Here is an 18,999-nt window from a genome sequence, read left to right as displayed (position 1 = left end):
GGGCATAGGGCGCCGGTCATGGCGACGACCGCCCGGTCGAGGGTGCACACTGTCGCCTTTCCCCCGCCGGAGATCCGCCATGCGCCTTACCCTGCTTGCCGCCAGCCTGGCGTTGCTGATGCCGATGGCCGCTGTCGCCTCGTCCCATGCCAGGACGGAACCGTCCTACGTGCGCGCCGCCGTCGCCGATCCGGCGCGCAAGGCGGACGCTGCCAACGACGCGCGCCGCAAGATCGGCGCGCTGATGACCTTTGCCGAGGTGAAGCCGGGTCAGAAGGTGGTGGACCTGATCCCCGGCAGCGGCTACTTCAGCCGGGTGTTTAGCGTGATCGTGGGCCCGAAAGGCCATGTCTACGGCATCTGGCCCGACGCCTACGACAAGGTGTCCCAGCCCGATTCGGCCAACCTGCGCAAGCTCTCGCAGGAGCCGCATTACGCCAACATCAGCGTGCTGGTGCAGCCGGCGACGCAATTCTCTACGCCCGAGCCGGTGGATCTGGTGTTCACCTCGCAGAACTACCACGACTATCCGGACAAGTTCATGGGCCACGTCGACCCGGTGGCGTTCGACAAGCAGGTGTACGACGCGCTCAAGCCCGGCGGCCTGTTCGTGGTGGTCGACCACGTGGCGCCGGCCGGATCCGGCATGAGCGATACCGATACATTGCACCGGATCGACCCGGCCATCGTGAAGAAGCAGGTCGAGTCGGTCGGCTTCGTGTTCGACGGCGAGAGCAAGGTCTTGCGCAACCCGAAGGATCCGCACGACATCAAGGTGTTCGATCCGTCGATCCGCGGGCATACCGACCAGTTCGCCTACCGCTTCCGCAAGCCCGCGCACTGATCGATGGCGGAACTGGAACGTGATCCCAGGCCGCAGCCTCCGCCGGAGCCCGAGCCCGGCGAGTGCTGTGGCCAGGGCTGCATCCCCTGTGTCTACGATCTGTACGAGCAGGCGCTGGGCGAGTACGGCGAGGCGCTGGCGGCGTGGCGCGCCCGTCATCCGGACGCGCCGGCCTGAGACCGGTGTTCAGTGGTAGATGATGTCCTTGCGCTGCGGCGCCAGGCGGGCCAGCAGCCGGTTCTGCACGCGTACCGGGACGTGTTCCCGGTCCATCGCGATGATCAGGTCCTGCACGACCGCGTTGAACATCGCTTCGTCGATGTGCATGCCACGATGCACCTCGGACATCGGGTCGCCGGTGTAGCGGCAGGGGCCGTCGGCGGTCTGGCACAGGTAGTCGGCGAAGTAGCGGCGGAAGCGCCGGATGTCGACATGATCGAAGGTCGGGGCCACCCGCGGGTCGCGGGCGAACGCGTCGAGCAGGTGGTCGGTGATCGCCGCGATGCCGTCGCGCCCACCGAGCTGCTCGTACAGCGTCGGCTCGCGGTTCGGCGCGCCGGCACAGGCGGCCAGCAGCGCGAGCGCGGCAAGCGGGGCGAGGCGCCGCATCGTCACAGGCTCCCCTGCAGCGAGAGGTACCAGCCGCGCTGGTCGCGCAGCCCGGCGACCGGGCCGAGCGACACGTAGGCTGCGGTCAGCGACACGTGCTTGTCCGGGAACCAGGCGACGAAAAGGTCGGCCGCGCGGCTCTCGCGGGCGAACGAGAGATGGTCCGGCTTCTGCCGGTATTCGGCGCCCACCGCCACGTGCGGATCCAGCAGCACCGCCAGCGAGCCCTCGCCGACCAGCCGGCGCCCGCCACGGTCGCCGCCGAAGCCGAGCAGGCCGAACTGGTTGGCCGCGGTGGAGCGCAGCGTCGCGTTCCACAACAGGTTGTAGCCGCCAGCGGCGCCGAGCAGCACCTGGCTGGCGGCGAGATAGACGTCGGTGCCACGGTCGCGCCGTGCGCCGACCAGCCGCGGGATGGTGAAATCCAGCAGGCGCTTGTGCTGCACGCCCACCGCGAGCTGCGGCCACGGGCCGTACACCAGATCGCCGGCAAGACGCAGCTTGGCGCTGATCACGTCCTGGCGCAGTGCGGCCCCGGGCAGGCCGATGGCCTGGCCAAGCGTGCCCAGGTCGAAGCGGTCGCGCGCCACGGAGAACTCCACCCGGTCGTGCCAGGTGAACGCGGCTCCCCAGGCATCGAGCCGGTAGTCGGGCAGGTCGAGCCGGGTGCGGAAGGCGGTGGCCCCGACCTCGTCGCGGGTGCCGTAGCCGGCCAGCACCGCCCACGGCACCAGGCCGCCGCCGGCGCTGCCCTCGACCTCGGTCACGCCGCCGGTGGCGAGCAGGCGGCCGTCGCCGGCGCATGCAACGACCGGCGACAGGGCGAGCACGGCGAGCATGGCGAAGGCCGCCTTCATGCCACCGTGCCCGCCGCTTCGGCGTTGTACCGCCGGCTCGCCTCGCCCAGCCAGCGCGTGGCCTCGGCGACGGCCATCGGCCGGCTGATCAGGTAGCCCTGCACGCTGTCGCAGCGGTAGCGGTGCAGCAGCTCCATGGTGGCCTCGGTCTCCACGCCCTCGGCCACCACCTTCAGCCCCATGTTGTGGGCCAGCTCGATGGTCGAGCGCACGATCACCGCGTCGTCCTCGTCCTGGTCCATGCCGATCACGAAGGACTTGTCGATCTTCAGCTCGTCCACCGGTAGGCGCTTGAGGTGCGACAGCGAGGAGTAGCCGGTGCCGAAATCGTCGATCGCCAGCATCACGCCGCACGCCTTGAGGCGGTTGAGCACCTCCAGCGAGTAGAAGGCGTCGCGCATCACCGCGGTCTCGGTGATCTCCAGCACCAGCCGGCCCGGGTCGAGCCGGTAGCGGGCGAGGTGGCGCGCCAGCACGTCGGGCAGGTCGCCGCTGCCCAGGTCCATCGCCGACAGGTTCAGCGCGATGCCGATGTCCAGTCCGCTGTCGGCCCATTCGGCGCATTGCCGGATCACCTCGTGCAGCACCCAGTCGGTGAGCGAGCGGATCAGGCCGGAGTGTTCGGCCAACGGGATGAACTCGTCCGGCGGCACCAGTCCGTGCTGCGGGTGGCGCCAGCGCAGCAGTGCCTCGACATGGGCGACGCGCCGGCTGCTGAGCTGCAGCTTGGGCTGGTAGTGGAGCTCCAGCTCGCCGTTGGGCACCGCGCGGCGCAGGTCGTTGACCAGCGAGAGCCGGTGCAGGTGTTCGGCGTCGCGGCCGGTGCGGTACACCTGCAGTCGCTGGCGCGCCTTCTTGGCGTCGTACATCGCGATGTCGGCGCGGCGCAGCAGGTCGTCCGGATGTTCGCCGTGCTCGGGGAACACCGCCATGCCGGCGCTGGCCTCCAGGAACAGCTCCACCGCGCCCGCTGTCACCGGCTGCGAGACGCCGGCGACCACCGCTTCGACCCGGGCGTCCAGCGCGGCGCGGTCGACCGCGCCGACCACCAGCACGAACTCGTCGCCGCCGAAGCGCGCAAGCGCGTCGCCCTCGGCAAGGGCGGCCTGCAGGCGCTGGGCCACCTCGATCAGCACGCGATCGCCGATGGCGTGGCCCATGGTGTCGTTGATTTCCTTGAAGCGGTCCAGGTCCAGCATCAGCACACCGAGCGGCTGGCCGTCGTCGCGCGCCCGTGCCAGCGCTTCGCCCAGCAGCTGCTGCATGCGCGCCCGGTTCGGCAATGAGGTGAGGTTGTCGTGGAAGGCCGCATGGGCGATCTGCCGCTCGCGCCGGGCGATGCCGCGCTGCATGGCGTTGAACGCCTCGGCCAGCTGGCCGAGCTCATCGTTGTGCTCCACCGGCACCAGTCCGAGGTAGTCGCCGTGGCCGATGCGCCGGGCCGCCTCGGCGAGCTGCGAGACCGGACGGGTCACGTTGCGCGACAGCCACAGCACGCCGCCGATCGAGGCGAGCAGTGATACCAGCGCGATCAGCAGCAGCTCGCCGCCGAGCGCGTGGTAGCTCGACAGCGCCCGGTCGCGCGAGTACTGCAGCAGCGCGCCGGCGGTGCCGCCACGGCCGGGCAGCGGCTGCCAGCGGGTGAAATAGTCGTGCGGACCCAGCGCCACCAGCCTGGGTTCGCCACCGCGTCCGCCGGCCGCGGCGAACAGCGCGTCCCGTTCGGTGGTGCCGGGAGCGGGCAGGGTGCTGGCGACCCAGCGCTGGCCGTCGTCGTCGCGCGCCACGAAGCTCACCTCCACCCCGGTCAGCTCCTTCAGCGTGCGCGCCAGCTTGCCGTCGAGGGCGAAGCCCATGCCGACCCAGGCGATCGGCGTCGGCGCGCGGACCGGCACGATCACCAGCTGGTAGGGCCGCCCGCCGATGACCGCCACCGAGGTGCCGCTGGCGTTCGCATCCGCGCCGGCGACCAGTCCCGACCAGTCGCCGGCGGGCACGCTGCGCCCGTCGCCGTCGAGGCTGGCGACCACGTGGCCGTCGAGCCGGGTCAGCACGGTGAGGTCGGCGGCGATGCGGTGGCCCTGGTTGTAGAGCACCGAGTGGATGGTGGGTTTGTCGCCCGTGGCCACCGCCTGCTTGAAGCCGAAGTCCGCGGTGGTGACGCGCACCGCGTCCTGCAGCTGGCTGCCGCGACTGGCCAGCAGGTCGCCGAACACGCTCGCGCCGGCGTCCAGTCGCGCCTGCGCCTGGTTCAGCGCGCTCTGCCGGGTGGCGTAGTAGAACGCCAGGAAGGTGGGCACCTGCACCAGCACGAACAGGCCCAGCAGCAGCAGCGCGAGGCGGGCGCGGAAATCAATGCGCATGCGATGGGGCCCGGTCCCCCAGGCCGATCTCGAGATTCGGCGGCGCTGTGTTGGTGAGCTCGGGCGGGTGCAGCGCGAGCGTGTACTGCCGCTGCGCGGGTGTCCCGTCGAGGATCACGGTCCCACCGGCCGGTGGCGTAGCGGGATCCTGCCGTGCGTCCCACAGCTGGAGCGTGTAGCGACCGCGCGGCGCTTCGAGCGTGGCCACGCCTTCCGGTCCGGTCTTGGCGAACCAGGGCGTATCGACCACCACCACGTACCCAAGCATCCAGTCGTGGATGTTGCAGCCGAGCACGTCCACTCCGGGGTGATCGAAAAGCACGGTGGACGCGTGGTTGCCGGCGTAGAGCTTCAGTTCGAAGCGCTTGGCTGGCGAAAACGAATAGACGTGGTGGCGCACATTGTCGCTGTTGGGGAAGCGCACCTTGCTGCCCGTCTGCACCACCAGCACCTGCGGCACGAAACTGAGGTTGCGCTGATCCATGGTGGCGAGGGCGTCATGTGCTGGTGGCGCGGGTCGGTCCAGCGGCTGCAGCGAGACCACGGCATCGGTGACGGGTGCGCCGTGCGTGTCGTGCACCCTGACCTGCAGCACCGATGCGCAGGCGCCGGTGGCGGATGCGAGCATGATCGCCAGCCCGGCGGCGAAGCCGTGGAAGACACGTGTGGATGATGGTGATCTCAAGGGCAGGCTCTTCCGGTGACGTGGCGGAGCGAGCCACGGTGCTGTCGTCCGCCCCCGGGATGCGGGGCAAGGCCCGCGAGCCGCTTGTCCTTATCGGCAATGCGTGACGCGACCTTGAGTCGACGGGGTCGACCTTCCGACGCCTACGCTCCCAGCGTACGAACGGCCGGGCGAATCGGTTGCAGGATCTTCCCGGTTTCGTGACCCATCGACGTTGATCGCATGGAGGCGCGCCGGTTAGGCTCGAGCGGTATCAGCAAAACGGGGGGCAAACCATGAAACGCATCCTGGTCGCGGCGGGAGTCACACTGCTCGCCGCATGCAGCCACGACGTCCGCACGCCGGTCGCGCTCGACACGCTGGTGGTGCCGAACCAGGCGCCCTGGCTGATTCTCGGCGACGGGCCGGAGCAACTCGAGGTGAAAGGGCTGGACCAGAGCGTGAAGCTCCAGCCCGAGCCGCCACTGGCCAAGGCGCTGGAGGCACAGCTGCGTGCGGCGGTGCAGAAGGATTACTTCACCAACCTCACGATCGCCTGCGACGGGCCGAAGGCCGCCCTCCGCGGCGGCGACGAGGACGCGCCGGACGCGGTGCGACTGGAGTTGTCGCTCCACTGCGTCATCAATGCCCGCGGCTATGTATCCAGCCATGACTACCGGGCCACGTCCACGACCAAGGTGCCGACCGGCTCCGACAACGCGGCCTATGCCCGTGCGCTGGTCACCCTGCTGCGCGATGGAGCCGCGCAGATCGCCGCCGGGCTCGAGCCGGACGTCCGCAACAGCCTGCCGAAGTAGGCCGGTCTAGTCCGGCTGCGCCTCGGCCTCGCGGAATTGGCGTTGCAGGTCCTGCTGGCAGCGCTCGATCATCGCGGCGGGGAAGAACTCGCACTGCGCCCCGACCGGGCTGGCGCCGCTGGGCAGCAGGCCGTGGTCGCACAGCACCTGGGTCATGGTCAGCGTGTCGGCGCAGGCCAGCGCGCGCCCCAGTTGCGAGGACGGGGGCGTGCGTCCGTCGGCACGTTCCTCCAGCGCCGCAAGCACATTGGCCGGCAGATCCCAGTGCTGGGCGGCCTTCAGCGAAATCTGGGCTCCCAGCCGGGCGCAGGCGGCCAGGAACTGGCCGGTGAGCGGGCCGATTTCGGCCGGAGCCTCCTGGTCGAGCAGGCGCACCACGGCGCCGGTGCCGGTGTTGCACACAATGCCGGCCAGATACGCCTCGAACGGGTCCGAGGTGGACTTCCCCAGGTAGGCGCAGGCGTGCGCGCAGCGCTCGGCGTGCTCCCACAGGCGCTGGCCGGCGACGTGGCCGAACATGCCGGCGCTGGCATGGAGGATCGGCTTCATCACGTGCATGGTGACCACCCGGCGCAGGCCGTCCTGGCCCAGCAGCACCACGGCGTGCTGAAGACTCTGGATCGGATGCAGGGTGCGGTAGTAGATGCTTCGGCTGACCCGCATCACCTCGCCCACCAGCACCGGGTCGCGGCCGATCAGCTTGGACAGCTGGGCACCGCCGACGTTGTCGGCCTTGAGCGAGCGCAGCAGCTGAGGCAGCACGGTGGGCAGGCGGGGCAGGCTGCGCACGTCGAACTGCACGCTGTGCAACTGCAGGCGGCGCAGCAGGGTGCGCTCCTCCAGGCTCGGCTCGTCGACCGCGTAGTCCGGCAGGCCCAGCACGAACCGGTGGAAGCGTTCGTCGAGCTGGGCCAGCGGTACCGCCTCGGGGGTGTCCCTGATGACATCGCGGAGCGGCGCCGGCGCGGCAACAGACGTCCGCGCCGCCGGCGCAGCGTCCGAATAGCCAAGAATCCAGCGCCACAGCTTGCCCATGCACCCCATCCCTGGCCGGGTTCCCCCCGGCTCTCGCCCCGGTCTTAACGGCCACCGCACAGAAAAATGAAGCGTCAGGGGTGGAGCGGATGGTCCGCAGGCCCCATCTAGCCGGTTCTCCCCCCTCCGACGCCCCCATGATCCCCTTTTCGATCCTTGATCTGGCACCCGTCACCGAAGGCAGCGACGCGTCCCGGTCCTTCCGCAACAGCCTCGATCTGGCCCGGCTCGGCGAGCGCCTGGGTTACCGGCGCTACTGGCTGGCCGAGCACCACAATATGCCTGGTATCGCCAGCGCTGCCACTGCCGTGCTGATCGGTCATATCGCCGGCGGCACCTCGACCATCCGCGTCGGTGCCGGCGGCATCATGCTGCCGAACCATTCGCCGCTGCAGGTGGCCGAGCAGTTCGGCACCCTGGCCGCCCTGTATCCGGGCCGGATCGACCTGGGCCTGGGCCGGGCGCCCGGCACCGACCAGGCCACGGCGCGTGCGCTGCGCCGCTACTTCGAGCGGGCCGACACCTTCCCGGACGATGTGGTCGAACTGCTCGGCTATTTCGAACCGGCCGCGCCGGGCCAGCCGGTGCGGGCCGTGCCAGGTGCCGGGCTGGACGTGCCGGTGTGGCTGCTCGGCTCCAGCCTGTTCGGCGCGCGGCTGGCGGCGCAGCTGGGCCTGCCGTACGCGTTCGCCTCGCACTTCGCGCCGGATGCAATGGACCAGGCGCTGGCGATCTACCGCCGCGATTTCCGCCCCTCGGCACGACTGGCCGCGCCCTACGCGATCCTCGCCGCCAACGTGGTGGTAGCCGACACCGACGCCGAGGCGCGGCGGCTGTTCACCACCCAGCAGCAGGCCTTCGTCAACCTGCGGCGGGGGCGGCCTGGGCTGATTCCGCCGCCGCTGGACGACATCGAGGCGTTCTGGACCCCGGCCGAAAAGCTAGGCGTCGAGCATGCGCTGGCCTGTGCCGTGGTAGGTGATCCGGCCACCGCCGAGGCCGGCCTCCGCGCCTTCATCGAGCGGCACCGCCCGGACGAGCTGATGATCACCGCCAACGTCTTCGACCATGCCGCGCGGCTGCGCTCGTTCGAGCTGGCCGCCGGGGTTCGCGACGCGCTCGTCGCGACCGCATGAGCGCCGGGATGCGCGGTTCAGGCATCATGGCCGATTCCCCCGTACGGCCCGGCCCCATCGCATGAAGATTCCCCACGGCCTGCAGCCGCTGATCGAAGACGGCGTGATCGACGAGGTGCTGCGGCCGCTCAAGAGCGGCAAGGAGGCCTCCGTCTACGTGGTTCGCTGTGGCGAGGCGATCCGCTGCGCCAAGGTCTACAAGGACATGGGCCAGCGCAGCTTCCAGCAGCGTGTCCAGTACCAGGAAGGCCGCAAGGTGCGCGGCAGCCGCGAGGCCCGGGCAATGGGCAAGTCGACCAAGTTCGGCCGGCGCGAGGCCGAGGCGGCGTGGAAGAACGCCGAGGTCGACGCGCTGTACCTGCTGCACGATGCCGGGTTGCGGGTTCCGCGGCCGCACGGCTACTTCAGTGGCGTACTGCTGATGGAGATGGTGGCCGACGAGGACGGCCAGCCGGCACCGCGGCTGGGCGAGGTCGACCTGGCTCCGGACACCGCGCGCGCCTGGCACCGCGCCCTGATGCAGCAGGTCGCGCGGATGCTCGGCCTGGGCCTGATCCATGGCGACCTGTCCGAATACAACGTGCTGGTGGGCGCGGACGGACCGGTGATCATCGACCTGCCGCAGGCGGTCAGCGCGGCAGGCAACAACAACGCCCGCTTCATGCTTCGCCGCGACGTCGGCAACCTCACCATCAGCCTGGCGCGGTTCGCGCCGGAGCTGCTGGACACGCACTACGCGGAAGAAATGTGGGCGCTGTTCGAGCAGAGCGGGCTGCAGGCGGACACCCCGCTGACCGGCGAGTTCGCGTTCGACGAGCGGGAGGCGGACGTGGACAGCGTGATGCAGTCGATCATCGACGCCCGCGAGGAGGCGTTGATCCGCGAGCAGGGGCGGCTGGCGGCGCGGGAGGGCTGAGTGGGCAGGGCGCTTGCCTTGCCGACTGAAAAGGGCCGCGATGCGGCCCTTTTCGATTCAGTGCCCGGGGAAGACGGAGGCCTTCGCCGCCTTCTTGGCGATTTTCTCGGCCTTCTTTTCCTTGGGGGTCTTCAGAGCCTTTTTCTTGTCGCCTTTCTTCTGGTTCAGACTTTTCATGGCGTGCTCCTGCGCTGCGGAGCGATCTCCGCGATCGCCATGGTGACAGCTTTTGCCCGCCGCGCGCGCTTCGGCGCGTGCGGCGGGCGAAGCGGCCGTCACGGGCTCAGTAGCCCTTGCCCGAGACCACCGGCAGTTCCACGTAGCTGGAGTGGAACACCTCCTGCGTCGCCTTCCGGTAGTCCGTCGGCCTGGCCAGCATGATGTTCGGCACGAAGGTCTGCGGGTTGCGGTCGTACAGTGGGAACCAGCTGGACTGCACCTGCACCATGATGCGGTGGCCCGGCAGGAATACGTGGTTGGCGGTCGGCAGCGTGAAGGTGTACGGCAGCGGGGTGTTCGCCTTGATCGGCTCGGGCTTGTCGAAGCCCTGGCGATAGCGGCCGCGCAGGATGTCCATCGCCACGGCCAGCTGGTAGCCACCCATCTCCGGCTGCGCCGCCACCTCGTCCGGGTACACGTCGATCAGCTTCACCACCCAGTCGCTGTCGGTGCCGGTGGTCGAGGCGGTCAGGTGCACCTGCGGCTCGCCGGCGATGGTCACCGGGGCCGTGAGTACATCGGAGGTGTAGGTCAGCACGTCGGTGCGGCCTGAGGCCTCGCGCTGGTCGTCCACCAGCCACTGCGCCCAGGTGTCGTGCTCGCCGTAGGCGACCGGCTGGATCGGCCGGGCGCGGAACGGCACCGGATGCGCCGGGTCGGAGACGTAGCTGTCGCCACCGTCGTCGGCCGGTTTGGTGAATGTGGCCTTCATGCCATCGCCCAGGTACAGCGGCGTCGGCTTGACCGCGCAGCCGCTGTTGCAGCCGGCCGGCCAGTGCCTGAGGTTCTCCCAGCGGTTGCTGCCGGTCTGGAAGGCGGTGACCGGGGCCACGTCGGCCTTCGGTGCATCGTTCTTCAGGTACTGCGCCAGGTAGGGGCGCAGCATGTGCTCGCGGAAGTACCTGCCGGTGTCGCTGCCGAACTTGATGGCGCCCAGCGAGCTGCCATCCCCGATCTCCTGGCCGTGGTGCCATGGCCCCATCACCAGCTTGACCATGGTGCCGCTGGTGTCCTTCGGCTTGATCGCCTTGTAGACCGCGATGGCGCCGTAGATGTCCTCCTGGTCCCACAGGCTGTGCACCAGCATCACCGGCACCTTCAGCGGCTCCTTCGCGAGGAGCTTGTCCACCGCCTGGTCCTGCCAGAAGCTGTCGTAGGCGGGGTGGGCCAGCACCTTCTGCCAGAACGGCAACTTCTCCATGCCGTGCTCGCGCGCCAGCTCGCCGGCCGAGCCGGCGCGCAGGTACAGGTCGTAGTCGTCGTGCACGTTCGACCACCACTTGTAGCTGTTGCCGCGGCTGGCGGTCTGCTCGTAGATGTAGGGCAGGTTCTGCTCGCGGAAGGCACCGTGGTGGAACCAGTCGTCGCCCATCCAGCCGTCGACCATCGGGTTCATCGGCACCGACACCTTCAGCGCCGGGTGCGGATGGATCAGCGCCATCAGCGGCTCGAAGCCGTCGTAGGAAATGCCCAGGGTACCGACCTTGCCGTTGCTCTCCGGCACGTGCTTCACCAGCCAGTCGATGGTGTCGTACGTATCGGTGGCGTCGTCGACCGGAGTCGGATTGATCGGCCCGTGCGGCGGGCGATTCATCACGTAGTCGCCCTCGGAGTGGTACTTGCCGCGCACGTCCTGCACCACGCGGATGTAGCCATCCTCGACGATCACGTCGGCCGCGTTGTCATAGCCCTCGAGGTTCGATTCCATGTGGCCGCTCTGCGCCAGGGTGGTCATCCCGTCGGCGTCGTAGGGTGTGCGGGTCAGCAGGATGCCGGCCTTCTTGGCATGGTCGCCGTTGAGGTTCTTCGGGATCAGGATCACCGTGTGCAGCTTCACGCCGTCGCGCATCGGGATCATCACCTCGCGGCGCTCGAAATCGGCGTCGGCGTTGACCGGAGTGAACTTCGCCGGCGTTTCGCTCGGGTAGCTGGGGTATTGCGGAGCGGCATCCTGCCGGGCAGCGGCGCCGGCCGAGACGACCAGCAGGGCGGTGGCGAGCACGGGCAGCAGGCCCGCGCGCACGGAGGCGGCAAGTGCTTTTCGCGACATCTTCGTTTGTCCCCTGGGTTGGAGCGTAAACGTTATCAGCGCGCGGGCCGTGCCGGCCACTCGCCGATGGTCTCAGACGACGGGCTCAGCGCAGCTGGGCCTCGAAGGCCTCCGGCGGCATGGCCTTGCCGAACAGGTAGCCCTGGTAGTGGCGGCAGCCCTGGCGGTACAGGAAGTCGCGCTGCTCGATGGTTTCCACGCCTTCGGCGACGGTCTTGATCCCCAGGTTGCCGGCCAGCGAGATGATCATCCGGGTAATCGTCGCGCCGTGCTCGTCGTGGCGGGTGTCCTGCACGAAGGAGCGGTCGATCTTGATCTCGTCCAGCGGCATCCGCTGCAGGTAGCTGAGCGAGGAGTAGCCGGTGCCGAAGTCGTCCAGTGCGAAGCGCACACCGCGTTTCCGCAGGCGTTTCATCCGCTCGATCATCTGCTCCATGTTCTCGGCAAACAGACTTTCGGTGACCTCGAGCACCAGCCGCGACGGGTCGGCGCCGGTGCGTTCGAGGACGTCGATCACGCCCTGCACGAAGCCCGGGTCGTGGAACTGCCGCACGCTGGCATTCACCGACAGGCTCAACCCGGCGGTAGGTGGATGGTTCGCCCAGGCGGCGAGCTGGCGGCAGGCCGTTTCCAGCACCCACTCGCCCAGCGGCAGGATCAGTCCGGTCGCTTCGGCCAGCGGAATGAACCGCGCGGGTGGCACGTCGCCGCGCACCGGGTGGTTCCAGCGCAGCAGCACCTCAGCACTCACCGTGCGGCCCTCGCTGTCCACCTGCGGCTGGAAGTGCAGATGCAGCCGGCGCGCCTGCAGGTCGTTGCGCAGGTCGTGCTCCAGCGCCAGCCGCTCCTGCATCGCCACCTGCATGGCGTGGTCGTATACGCGCAGCGTGTTCTTGCCGGCCGACTTGGCGTGGTACATCGCCAGGTCGGCGTGCTTGAGGGTGTTCTCCGCGCCGCGCTCGCCCTGCTCGAACAGGGCGATGCCCACGCTGACCGTGCAGCGGTAGTCGATGCCTCCCAGCGTGTAGGGCAGGGCGAGCACGTCGCGGATCTTGTGCGCCACACCCTCGGCCCGTTGCAGCGCGGTGCCGGGGTCGCGACCGAGGTCGTCGAGCAGGGCCACGAACTCGTCGCCGCCGAGCCGGCCCAGCACGTCCTGTCCCCGCACGCACGCGTGCAGCCGGCGGGTCACCTGCTTGAGCAAGAGGTCACCGACCTCGTGGCCCATGGTGTCGTTGAGCAGCTTGAAGTTGTCCACGTCGACGAACAGCATCGCGCCGAGCTGCCGCTCCGGCGCCGGCCGCGCCAGGATCCGGCCGAGGCGCTCCATCAGCTGGCGGCGGTTCGGCAGGCCGGTGAGCATGTCGAAATACGCCAGGCGATGGATCTGCTGCTCGGTGCGCCTGCGCTCGGTGAGATCGGTGTTGGTGCCCGAGACGCGGGTGGGGCGGCCGTCGGCATCGCGCAGGATGAAACCGCGTGAGAGCACCGGCACGTAGTGCCCATCGCGATGCTGCAGGCTGAACTCCAGCTGGTAGCTCTCGGTGTCGCCGCCCAGGAACTCCTCGAACGCGGCCAGCACGCGATCCACGTCGTCCGGGTGCATGCGCCGCTTCCACATCTGCGAGTCCACCGGCAGCGCGCCGGGTTCGAGGCCGAGCATGTGCCACCAGCGCGGCGAGTAGTACAGCTCGTCGGCGGCCAGGTCCCAGTCCCATGCGGCGTCGTTGGCGCCGCGCAGCATCAGGCTGAGGCGCTCCTCGGACTGCTTCAGCGCCTGCTCGGCCTGCTTCAGTCCGGTGACTTCGGTGAAGCTCACCACCACCTCGGTGGGTTCGCCGTTCCCGTCGAGGTTGGGGATGGCATTGCACATGACCCAGACAAGCCGGTGGTCGCTGCAGCGGCGCAGGCCGAGAACGTAGTTGCCCACCGCCGCCCGGCACGCCAGCGCCCGCGCCACGGGAAACTCCTCCGGGGGCATCGGCGAGCCGTCCTCGCGGATGAAATCGAATCGCTCGTCGGTGTAGAACGCGCCCAGCAGCACGTCGTAGCTCATGCCCAGCAGCTGCAGCGCGGTCTGGTTGGCGTAGATGATCTCGGTGTCTGCCTTGTGCAGCACGATGCCCGCCTGCACGTGCTCGAACAGGAACCGGTAGAGCCGCTCGCGCGACGCCTGGACTTCCAGCGCCTGCTTGCGCGCCGAGCTGTCGCGGGTGATGCCGAGGAAGCCCGACAGCACCCCCTGCTCGAACACGGGGGTGATCGTCAGCTCGTTCCAGAACGTCTCGCCGGCCTTGGTGTAGTTGAGGATCTCACCGCAGAACGATTCGCCGGCATCCAACGCGGCGCGCATCGCGCGCACGGTGTCGGGGTTGGTCTGTGGACCCTGCAGCACGCTGCAGGTGCGGCCCACCAGGTCGCCGCTGGCGTAGCCGGTGAGGTCGATGAATGACTGGTTGACGTAGGTGACGCGGCGTTCGCGGTCGGTCAGGACGACGCCGTCCGAGACCGTCGAAAGTATCGGTGTGATGCTCCCGAGATCCATCGCACTGCCCATGACGCACCGCCTCGATCCTGGTCCGTGCCGATTCCGGGGGGCCGTCCGCTGCCCGTGTCGCTGCCCGTGCCTGCGGGTGCGCTGACGTTACACCGCCCCCGCACGGCTTTCCACGCCGGGTCGATGGCGCCTTCCGTACCGGCCGTCGGCCGGCGGCGGTGGTGCCCGTCGACGGCCTGGCGATCGGTCAGTCCGACCCCATGCGCCGGCGGGCGTGCACGCTGACGCTGCGACTGCCGTCCATCAGCTGCAGCTCGCCGTCCTGTACCAGCACCTGCAGGCGCATGCTGCGCTCGAGCAGTTCCGCCAGTTGCCGCACGGTGGCCTCGGGGATGTCCAGCACGGTGAGGTTGCGGTACCGCGCAAGGCTGCCGGCGACCTTGTCCCACCACACGTCGGCCGCATGGCCGCCGTAGTTGACCACCACCACCTGCCGGGCGCGGGCGCAGGCTTTGCGGATGCGCGATTCGTCCGGCTGGCCCAGCTCGATCAGCAGCTCGATCTCGCCGGCATAGTTCCTGCGCCAGAGGTCGGGTTCCTCCTCGTTGCTCAGGCCCTTGCCGAATTCCAGCCGCTCGTCGGCGTACAGGGCGAAGGCGAGCAGCCGCACCATCAGCCGTTCCGCGGTTTCCGAGGGATGGCAGGCCAGGGTGAGCGTATGGGTGGCGTAGTAGTGCCGGTCCATGTCGCTGACCTGCAGTTCGGCCTTGTAGATGGTGGCGTTGGGGGCCATGCGATGCGTTCCGGGAAGTAAGCCGTGCAGTCTAACGGCAGGGCGACGGGCGCGCGGTGCCGGTCGCCCTCGGCCGTGGTCGGGCGCGCGGCGGCCGGGTTACGCTGGCCGACGTTTCCCGCTGATCGCCCGCCGTGTCTCCGATTCCCCCCAGCACGCTGCATCTGCCGCCCGGCGCCTGGTCCACGGTGCTGGATTGCCTGTGCGATCACTTCGCCGCGATCCCGCGCGAGCGCTGGCTCGATCGCATTGCCCGCGGCCGCGTGCTCGACGCCGACGGCGCGCCGATCACCGCGCAGACGCCGTACCGGGTGGGGTTGCCGGTGCGCTATTTCCGCGAGGTGGCCGACGAGCCGGCCATTCCCGGCGACGTGCGCGTGCTTCATGTGGACCCGCATCTGGTGGTGGCTGACAAGCCGCCGGGCCTGCCGGTGACGCCGGTCGGCGCCTACGTGACGCAGACCCTGCTGGCCCGTCTGGTGGCGCTGACCGGCAATCCCGACCTGGTGCCGCTGCACCGGCTCGACCGGCTGACCTCGGGCCTGGTGCTGTTCTCCGCGCGGCCGGACAACCGCGACGCCTACCTGCGGCTGTTCCGCGAGCGGCGCATCGGCAAGCTCTACGAAGCGCTGGCGCCACCACTTCCGGAGCTGGATTTTCCCCTCGTGCGACGCTCGCGCATCGAGCGTGGCGAGCCGTTCTTTCGCATGCACGAGGTGTCGGGCGAGCCGAACAGCGAGACGCGCATCGAGGTGATCGAGCATGGCGCGGCGGTGTGGCGTTACCGGCTTCGCCCGGTCACCGGTCGCAAGCACCAGTTGCGCCTGCACATGGCCGCGCTCGGTGCGCCGATCGCGAACGATCCGTTGTACCCGCAGCTTGCCGCTCCGGCGCCGGATGATCCGGCGCGTCCGCTGCAATTGCTGGCCCGCGCCCTGGACTTCGTCGATCCGCTGACCGGCGAGCCGCGTCATTTCGAGAGCAGCCGGGTGCTGCGCTAGGGTGGCGGCTGTTCGCTGCGGGAGCGCTGGCATGCGGTACGTTCGTCGTTGTCTTGCGCTGTTCTGGCTGGCCGCCCTGGGCACGGGGGCGGCGCGGGCGGCAGGCCCATCGCCGAGCCTCGACACGCAGCGGTTCATGCTCCCCGGAGGCGCGCTGGCGCCGGGCGGTTTCCATGTGCGCGTGTTCCTGCCGCCGGGTTACGCCCAGGGCAGGGCGCGCTACCCGGTGCTGTACGCCAACGACGGGCAGGACATGGACGCGGTGGCGATGCGCGCCACGCTGGCCCGGCTGGAAGGCACGCATGCCATCGCGCCGGTGATCGTGGTCGCCGTCGATGCGCTGCCGGACCGGCTTGCGCAATACGGCCTGTTCGACCGCGGTCGCCACCGACCGATCGTCGGCGGCTCGCCGGTCGGACCCATCGGTAGGAACGCGGCCGCCTACGCGCAATGGTTCATCGGCACGCTGCTGCCTTACGTCGACGCCCACTACCGCACCGAACCCACGCCGCGCGGGCGCGCCGTGCTGGGCTGGTCGCTCGGCGGCCTGGGTGCCTTCGGCCTGGGCTGGAACGCGCCGGACCGGTTCGGCACGGTCGGCGCTTTCTCGCCCTCGTTCTGGGTGGCGGCCGACCGCGGCAGTGCCGATGCCGTGCAGCGCTCACGGCTGGCGCTGCGCATGGTCGATCGCGGTCCCCCACGACCGGGCCTGCGGCTGTGGCTGTCGGTCGGCACCGGCGAGGAGACTGCCGACCGCGACCACGACGGCGTGATCGACGCGGTGGACGACGTGCAGGACCTGGTGAACGGCTGGCGTGCCCCGGATGGCCACACACTTCGCGGCCTGCGCCAGCTCGGCGATCGCGTCTTCGAGGGCGGCCCCGCCGATCCGCCGCGCCGGGGTCAGGTCGCGCTGGAGGTGGTGCCCGGTGCGCACCACGACCAGCCGGCCTGGGCGGCCGTGCTGCCGGACTTCCTGCGCTGGGCATTCCCGCCGCGCGGCTGAGCCGCTGGCCCATGCGGCGGTGCGCGCTGCCATGCGGGGGCGATCCACGCTATCGTTCGGCCCTTGTCCATCCGGGGAGTCCTGCACGTGAGCCAACCCAAAGCGCCGGGCCTGGAGCCGCGCACCGAACTGACCGTACGCGGCCTGATCATCGGCGTGGTGATCACCGTCGTGTTCACTGCCGCCAATGTGTTCTTCGGCCTGAAGGCCGGCCTCACGTTCTCCACTTCGATTCCCGCGGCGGTGATCTCGATGGCCCTGCTGAAGGGCTTCAAGGATTCCACCATCCAGGAAAACAACGTCGTGCAGACGATCGCCTCGGCGGCCGGCACGCTGTCGTCGATCATCTTCGTGCTGCCCGGCATGATCATCATCGGCTGGTGGACCGGTTTCCCGTTCTGGCTGTCGTTCGCCATCTGCGCGCTGGGCGGCGTGCTCGGCGTGATGTATTCGATCCCGCTGCGCCGCGCGCTGGTGACCGGCTCGGACCTGCCGTATCCGGAGGGCGTGGCCTGCGCCGAGGTGCTGAAGGTCGGCGCCGGCGACGACAGCACCGACACGCCCACCGAGGACAGCCGTTCGGGCCTGCTCGCCGTGCTGTGGGGTTCGATCGTCTCGGCGGTGTTCGCGGTGGTGGTGGCCACGCAGATCTTCGCCTCCGACGTGGTCAAGTACTTCAAGGTCAACGACCGCGGCGGCGTCACCGGCTTCGACTTCGGGCTGTCGTTCGCGCTGTTCGCGATCGGCCACCTGGTCGGCATCTCGGTCGGCATCGCGATGCTGGTCGGTGCGCTGATCGGCTGGGGCTGGGGTGTGCCGCACTACGCCGCGCTGGCCGGCGGCACCGGCGCCATCGCCGACCTGGCCCAGGCCACCTGGAGCCACAAGGTGCGCTACGTCGGCGCCGGCGCCATCGCGGTGTCGGCGATCTGGACCCTGGCCAAGCTGGTCAAGCCGGTTGCCAGCGGCCTGGCCGGCGCGATGGCCGCCAATCGCGTGCGCAAGGCCGGGCAGGCCGACACGCTGCCGCGCACCGAGCGCGACATGCCGATCGGTCTGGTTGGCCTGGTCACGCTGGCCTGCTTCGTGCCGATCGCCTGGCTGCTCGGCCATTTCGCCAATGTCAGCGGGCTGGGCAATGCGGTGGCGATGCTGGCGATCGGCGGCGTGGCGTTCGTGGTGCTGATGGGCTTCTTCGTCTCCACCGTGTGCGGCTATATGGCCGGCCTGATCGGCTCGTCCAACAGCCCGCTGTCGGGCGTGGGCATCCTGGTGGTGATCTGCGCCTCGCTGCTGCTGGCGGCGTTCGTGCAGCCGCACCTGGCGCCGGATACCGGCAAGGCGCTGGTGGCGTTCTCGCTGTTCGTCACCGCGGTGGTGTTCACCGTGGCGGCGATCGCCAACAACAACCTGCAGGACCTCAAGACCGGCCAGCTGGTCGACGCCACGCCGTGGAAGCAGCAGGCGGCGCTGATCGTCGGCGTGATCGCCGGCGCGGCGGTGATCCCGCCGGTGCTGGACCTGGTGAACCAGGCCTACGGCTTCCTCGGCGCGCCGGGGGTGAACCCGGCCAACGCGCTGCCGGCGCCGCAGGCGGGGCTGATCTCCGCGCTGGCGCAGGGCGTGATCCAGGGCAACATCGACTGGAGCCTGATCTGGACGGGCGCGGGCATCGGCGCGGCGATCATCCTGATCGACGAGGTACTGGCCCGGGTCAGCCGCTTCCGCCTGCCGCCGCTGGCGGTGGGCCTGGGCATCTACCTGCCGACCGTCTCCACCCTGATGGTGGTGGTCGGTTCGGTGGTGGGCTGGGTCTACGACCGCCAGGCCGACAAGGGGCCGCGTGCCGAGCCGGTGAAGCAGCTCGGCGTGCTGCTGGCTTCGGGCCTGATCGTGGGCGAGAGCATCATCGGCGTGGTGATTGCCGCGATCAAGGCGTTCGCCGAAAAGCTCGGGCTCAACAAGGACGCCCCGCTGGCGCTGGTCGGTGGGGGCTTCGACGACTACGCCGTGTGGCTGGGCGGTGGCGCGTTCGCCATCGTGGTATTCGTGCTGTACCGCTGGGTGGCGCGGATGGGCCGGGCAGGGGCGTAACCACCTCGGCATGGCATCAGCGGTGCAGCTTCGGCACCGCTTGATGCCATCTGGAGTTGTGACATCGGGGGGGCGAGTGATCCCGGGTTGCGGCGGC

The 18,999-nt window shown here is 69.7% G+C and carries 17 protein-coding genes; 8 read left to right on the top strand and 9 right to left on the bottom strand.

Annotation, left to right across the window (positions count from 1 at the left end):
• Positions 1 to 79 precede the first annotated feature (79 nt).
• A complete protein-coding gene (locus ATSB10_RS06640) occupies positions 80 to 844 on the top strand; it encodes a class I SAM-dependent methyltransferase (RefSeq protein WP_063671465.1) in 765 nt (254 codons plus the stop codon).
• A gap of 3 nt (positions 845 to 847) precedes the next feature.
• Positions 848 to 1,021 (top strand): oxidoreductase-like domain-containing protein, encoded by a 174-nt coding sequence (locus ATSB10_RS06635; protein ID WP_063671463.1) that lies wholly within the window; start codon positions 848 to 850, stop codon positions 1,019 to 1,021.
• Positions 1,022 to 1,030: 9 nt separating this feature from the next.
• Here the strand turns inward: ATSB10_RS06635 and ATSB10_RS06630 are convergent, their stop codons facing one another.
• Genes ATSB10_RS06630 through ATSB10_RS06615 form a run of 4 tightly spaced genes read right to left on the bottom strand, consistent with a single transcriptional unit; the run spans position 1,031 to position 5,358 of the window.
• Complete coding sequence (locus ATSB10_RS06630) at positions 1,031 to 1,453, bottom strand: group I truncated hemoglobin (protein ID WP_063671461.1); 423 nt, start codon at positions 1,451 to 1,453, stop codon at positions 1,031 to 1,033.
• Positions 1,454 to 1,455: 2 nt separating this feature from the next.
• Entirely contained in the window at positions 1,456 to 2,310 is an 855-nt protein-coding gene (locus ATSB10_RS06625) for a DUF3034 family protein (protein WP_063671459.1), read from the bottom strand.
• Positions 2,307 to 4,673, bottom strand: a complete 2,367-nt coding sequence (locus tag ATSB10_RS06620) for a putative bifunctional diguanylate cyclase/phosphodiesterase (protein WP_063671457.1) — start codon at positions 4,671 to 4,673, stop codon at positions 2,307 to 2,309. The genes ATSB10_RS06625 and ATSB10_RS06620 overlap by 4 nt, the downstream gene beginning before the upstream one ends.
• Positions 4,663 to 5,358 carry a methylamine utilization protein gene (locus tag ATSB10_RS06615; protein WP_236886510.1) on the bottom strand — a complete coding sequence of 232 codons (696 nt, stop codon included), beginning with the start codon at positions 5,356 to 5,358 and terminating at the stop codon, positions 4,663 to 4,665. The genes ATSB10_RS06620 and ATSB10_RS06615 overlap by 11 nt, the downstream gene beginning before the upstream one ends.
• 275 nt (positions 5,359 to 5,633) lie before the next feature.
• On the opposite strand from ATSB10_RS06615, the gene ATSB10_RS06610 reads away from it, so the two are divergent.
• Positions 5,634 to 6,155, top strand: coding sequence for a hypothetical protein (locus ATSB10_RS06610; protein ID WP_063671454.1), 522 nt, complete (start codon positions 5,634 to 5,636; stop codon positions 6,153 to 6,155).
• 6 nt (positions 6,156 to 6,161) lie between these two features.
• On the opposite strand, the gene ATSB10_RS06605 is transcribed toward ATSB10_RS06610, so the two are convergent.
• Positions 6,162 to 7,190, bottom strand: coding sequence for an HDOD domain-containing protein (locus ATSB10_RS06605; RefSeq protein WP_063671452.1), 1,029 nt, complete (start codon positions 7,188 to 7,190; stop codon positions 6,162 to 6,164).
• Between the two features lie 137 nt (positions 7,191 to 7,327).
• Between ATSB10_RS06605 and ATSB10_RS06600 the strand changes: the two genes are divergently transcribed.
• Both ATSB10_RS06600 and ATSB10_RS06595 read left to right on the top strand, forming a co-directional pair.
• Positions 7,328 to 8,326 (top strand): LLM class flavin-dependent oxidoreductase, encoded by a 999-nt coding sequence (locus ATSB10_RS06600; protein WP_063671450.1) that lies wholly within the window; start codon positions 7,328 to 7,330, stop codon positions 8,324 to 8,326.
• A 61-nt stretch (positions 8,327 to 8,387) separates the two neighbouring features.
• Positions 8,388 to 9,242: a PA4780 family RIO1-like protein kinase gene (locus ATSB10_RS06595; RefSeq protein WP_063671448.1), complete on the top strand. Its 855-nt coding sequence runs from the start codon at positions 8,388 to 8,390 to the stop codon at positions 9,240 to 9,242.
• A 57-nt stretch (positions 9,243 to 9,299) separates the two neighbouring features.
• Here ATSB10_RS06595 and ATSB10_RS19300 read toward each other — a convergent pair whose 3' ends face one another.
• From ATSB10_RS19300 to ATSB10_RS06580, 4 genes are all read right to left on the bottom strand, one after another.
• The gene (locus ATSB10_RS19300) at positions 9,300 to 9,521 is read right to left on the bottom strand and encodes a hypothetical protein (protein WP_157469122.1); all 222 of its coding nucleotides are present in this window, start codon (positions 9,519 to 9,521) and stop codon (positions 9,300 to 9,302) included.
• 4 nt (positions 9,522 to 9,525) lie between these two features.
• The gene (locus ATSB10_RS06590; protein WP_083966109.1) at positions 9,526 to 11,511 is read right to left on the bottom strand and encodes a CocE/NonD family hydrolase; all 1,986 of its coding nucleotides are present in this window, start codon (positions 11,509 to 11,511) and stop codon (positions 9,526 to 9,528) included.
• Positions 11,512 to 11,596: 85 nt separating this feature from the next.
• Entirely contained in the window at positions 11,597 to 14,068 is a 2,472-nt protein-coding gene (locus ATSB10_RS06585) for a sensor domain-containing protein (protein WP_063671446.1), read from the bottom strand.
• 187 nt (positions 14,069 to 14,255) lie between these two features.
• Positions 14,256 to 14,801 carry a YaeQ family protein gene (locus tag ATSB10_RS06580; protein ID WP_063671444.1) on the bottom strand — a complete coding sequence of 182 codons (546 nt, stop codon included), beginning with the start codon at positions 14,799 to 14,801 and terminating at the stop codon, positions 14,256 to 14,258.
• A gap of 134 nt (positions 14,802 to 14,935) precedes the next feature.
• On the opposite strand from ATSB10_RS06580, the gene ATSB10_RS06575 reads away from it, so the two are divergent.
• The 3 genes from ATSB10_RS06575 to ATSB10_RS06565 all read left to right on the top strand — a co-directional run bounded on the left by ATSB10_RS06575 (position 14,936) and on the right by ATSB10_RS06565 (position 18,902).
• On the top strand, positions 14,936 to 15,802 hold the full coding sequence (locus tag ATSB10_RS06575; RefSeq protein ID WP_063671442.1) for a pseudouridine synthase: 867 nt from the start codon (positions 14,936 to 14,938) through the stop codon (positions 15,800 to 15,802).
• Between the two features lie 31 nt (positions 15,803 to 15,833).
• Positions 15,834 to 16,808: an alpha/beta hydrolase gene (locus tag ATSB10_RS06570; RefSeq protein WP_236886509.1), complete on the top strand. Its 975-nt coding sequence runs from the start codon at positions 15,834 to 15,836 to the stop codon at positions 16,806 to 16,808.
• An 87-nt stretch (positions 16,809 to 16,895) separates the two neighbouring features.
• Positions 16,896 to 18,902, top strand: a complete 2,007-nt coding sequence (locus ATSB10_RS06565) for an OPT family oligopeptide transporter (protein WP_063671440.1) — start codon at positions 16,896 to 16,898, stop codon at positions 18,900 to 18,902.
• Positions 18,903 to 18,999: the final 97 nt, after the last annotated feature.

Origin of the sequence: Dyella thiooxydans (assembly GCF_001641285.1) — a bacterium.
In the GTDB taxonomy this organism is placed as follows: Bacteria; Pseudomonadota; Gammaproteobacteria; order Xanthomonadales; family Rhodanobacteraceae; genus Dyella_A; species Dyella_A thiooxydans.
Note: the sequence above shows the minus strand (reverse complement) of the source record. Positions and strands in the feature narration are given on the sequence as shown.

Excerpts from the sequence above, each read along its gene's own strand:
- ATSB10_RS06640 (WP_063671465.1), top strand. The coding sequence starts at position 80 with ATGCGCCTTACCCTGCTTGCCGCCAGCCTGGCGTTGCTGATGCCGATG.
- ATSB10_RS06635 (WP_063671463.1), top strand. The coding sequence starts at position 848 with ATGGCGGAACTGGAACGTGATCCCAGGCCGCAGCCTCCGCCGGAGCCC.
- ATSB10_RS06630 (WP_063671461.1), bottom strand. The coding sequence starts at position 1,453 with ATGCGGCGCCTCGCCCCGCTTGCCGCGCTCGCGCTGCTGGCCGCCTGT.
- ATSB10_RS06625 (WP_063671459.1), bottom strand. The coding sequence starts at position 2,310 with ATGAAGGCGGCCTTCGCCATGCTCGCCGTGCTCGCCCTGTCGCCGGTC.
- ATSB10_RS06620 (WP_063671457.1), bottom strand. The coding sequence starts at position 4,673 with ATGCGCATTGATTTCCGCGCCCGCCTCGCGCTGCTGCTGCTGGGCCTG.
- ATSB10_RS06610 (WP_063671454.1), top strand. The coding sequence starts at position 5,634 with ATGAAACGCATCCTGGTCGCGGCGGGAGTCACACTGCTCGCCGCATGC.
- ATSB10_RS06605 (WP_063671452.1), bottom strand. The coding sequence starts at position 7,190 with ATGGGCAAGCTGTGGCGCTGGATTCTTGGCTATTCGGACGCTGCGCCG.
- ATSB10_RS06600 (WP_063671450.1), top strand. The coding sequence starts at position 7,328 with ATGATCCCCTTTTCGATCCTTGATCTGGCACCCGTCACCGAAGGCAGC.
- ATSB10_RS06595 (WP_063671448.1), top strand. The coding sequence starts at position 8,388 with ATGAAGATTCCCCACGGCCTGCAGCCGCTGATCGAAGACGGCGTGATC.
- ATSB10_RS06590 (WP_083966109.1), bottom strand. The coding sequence starts at position 11,511 with ATGTCGCGAAAAGCACTTGCCGCCTCCGTGCGCGCGGGCCTGCTGCCC.
- ATSB10_RS06585 (WP_063671446.1), bottom strand. The coding sequence starts at position 14,068 with ATGGGCAGTGCGATGGATCTCGGGAGCATCACACCGATACTTTCGACG.
- ATSB10_RS06580 (WP_063671444.1), bottom strand. The coding sequence starts at position 14,801 with ATGGCCCCCAACGCCACCATCTACAAGGCCGAACTGCAGGTCAGCGAC.
- ATSB10_RS06570 (WP_236886509.1), top strand. The coding sequence starts at position 15,834 with ATGCGGTACGTTCGTCGTTGTCTTGCGCTGTTCTGGCTGGCCGCCCTG.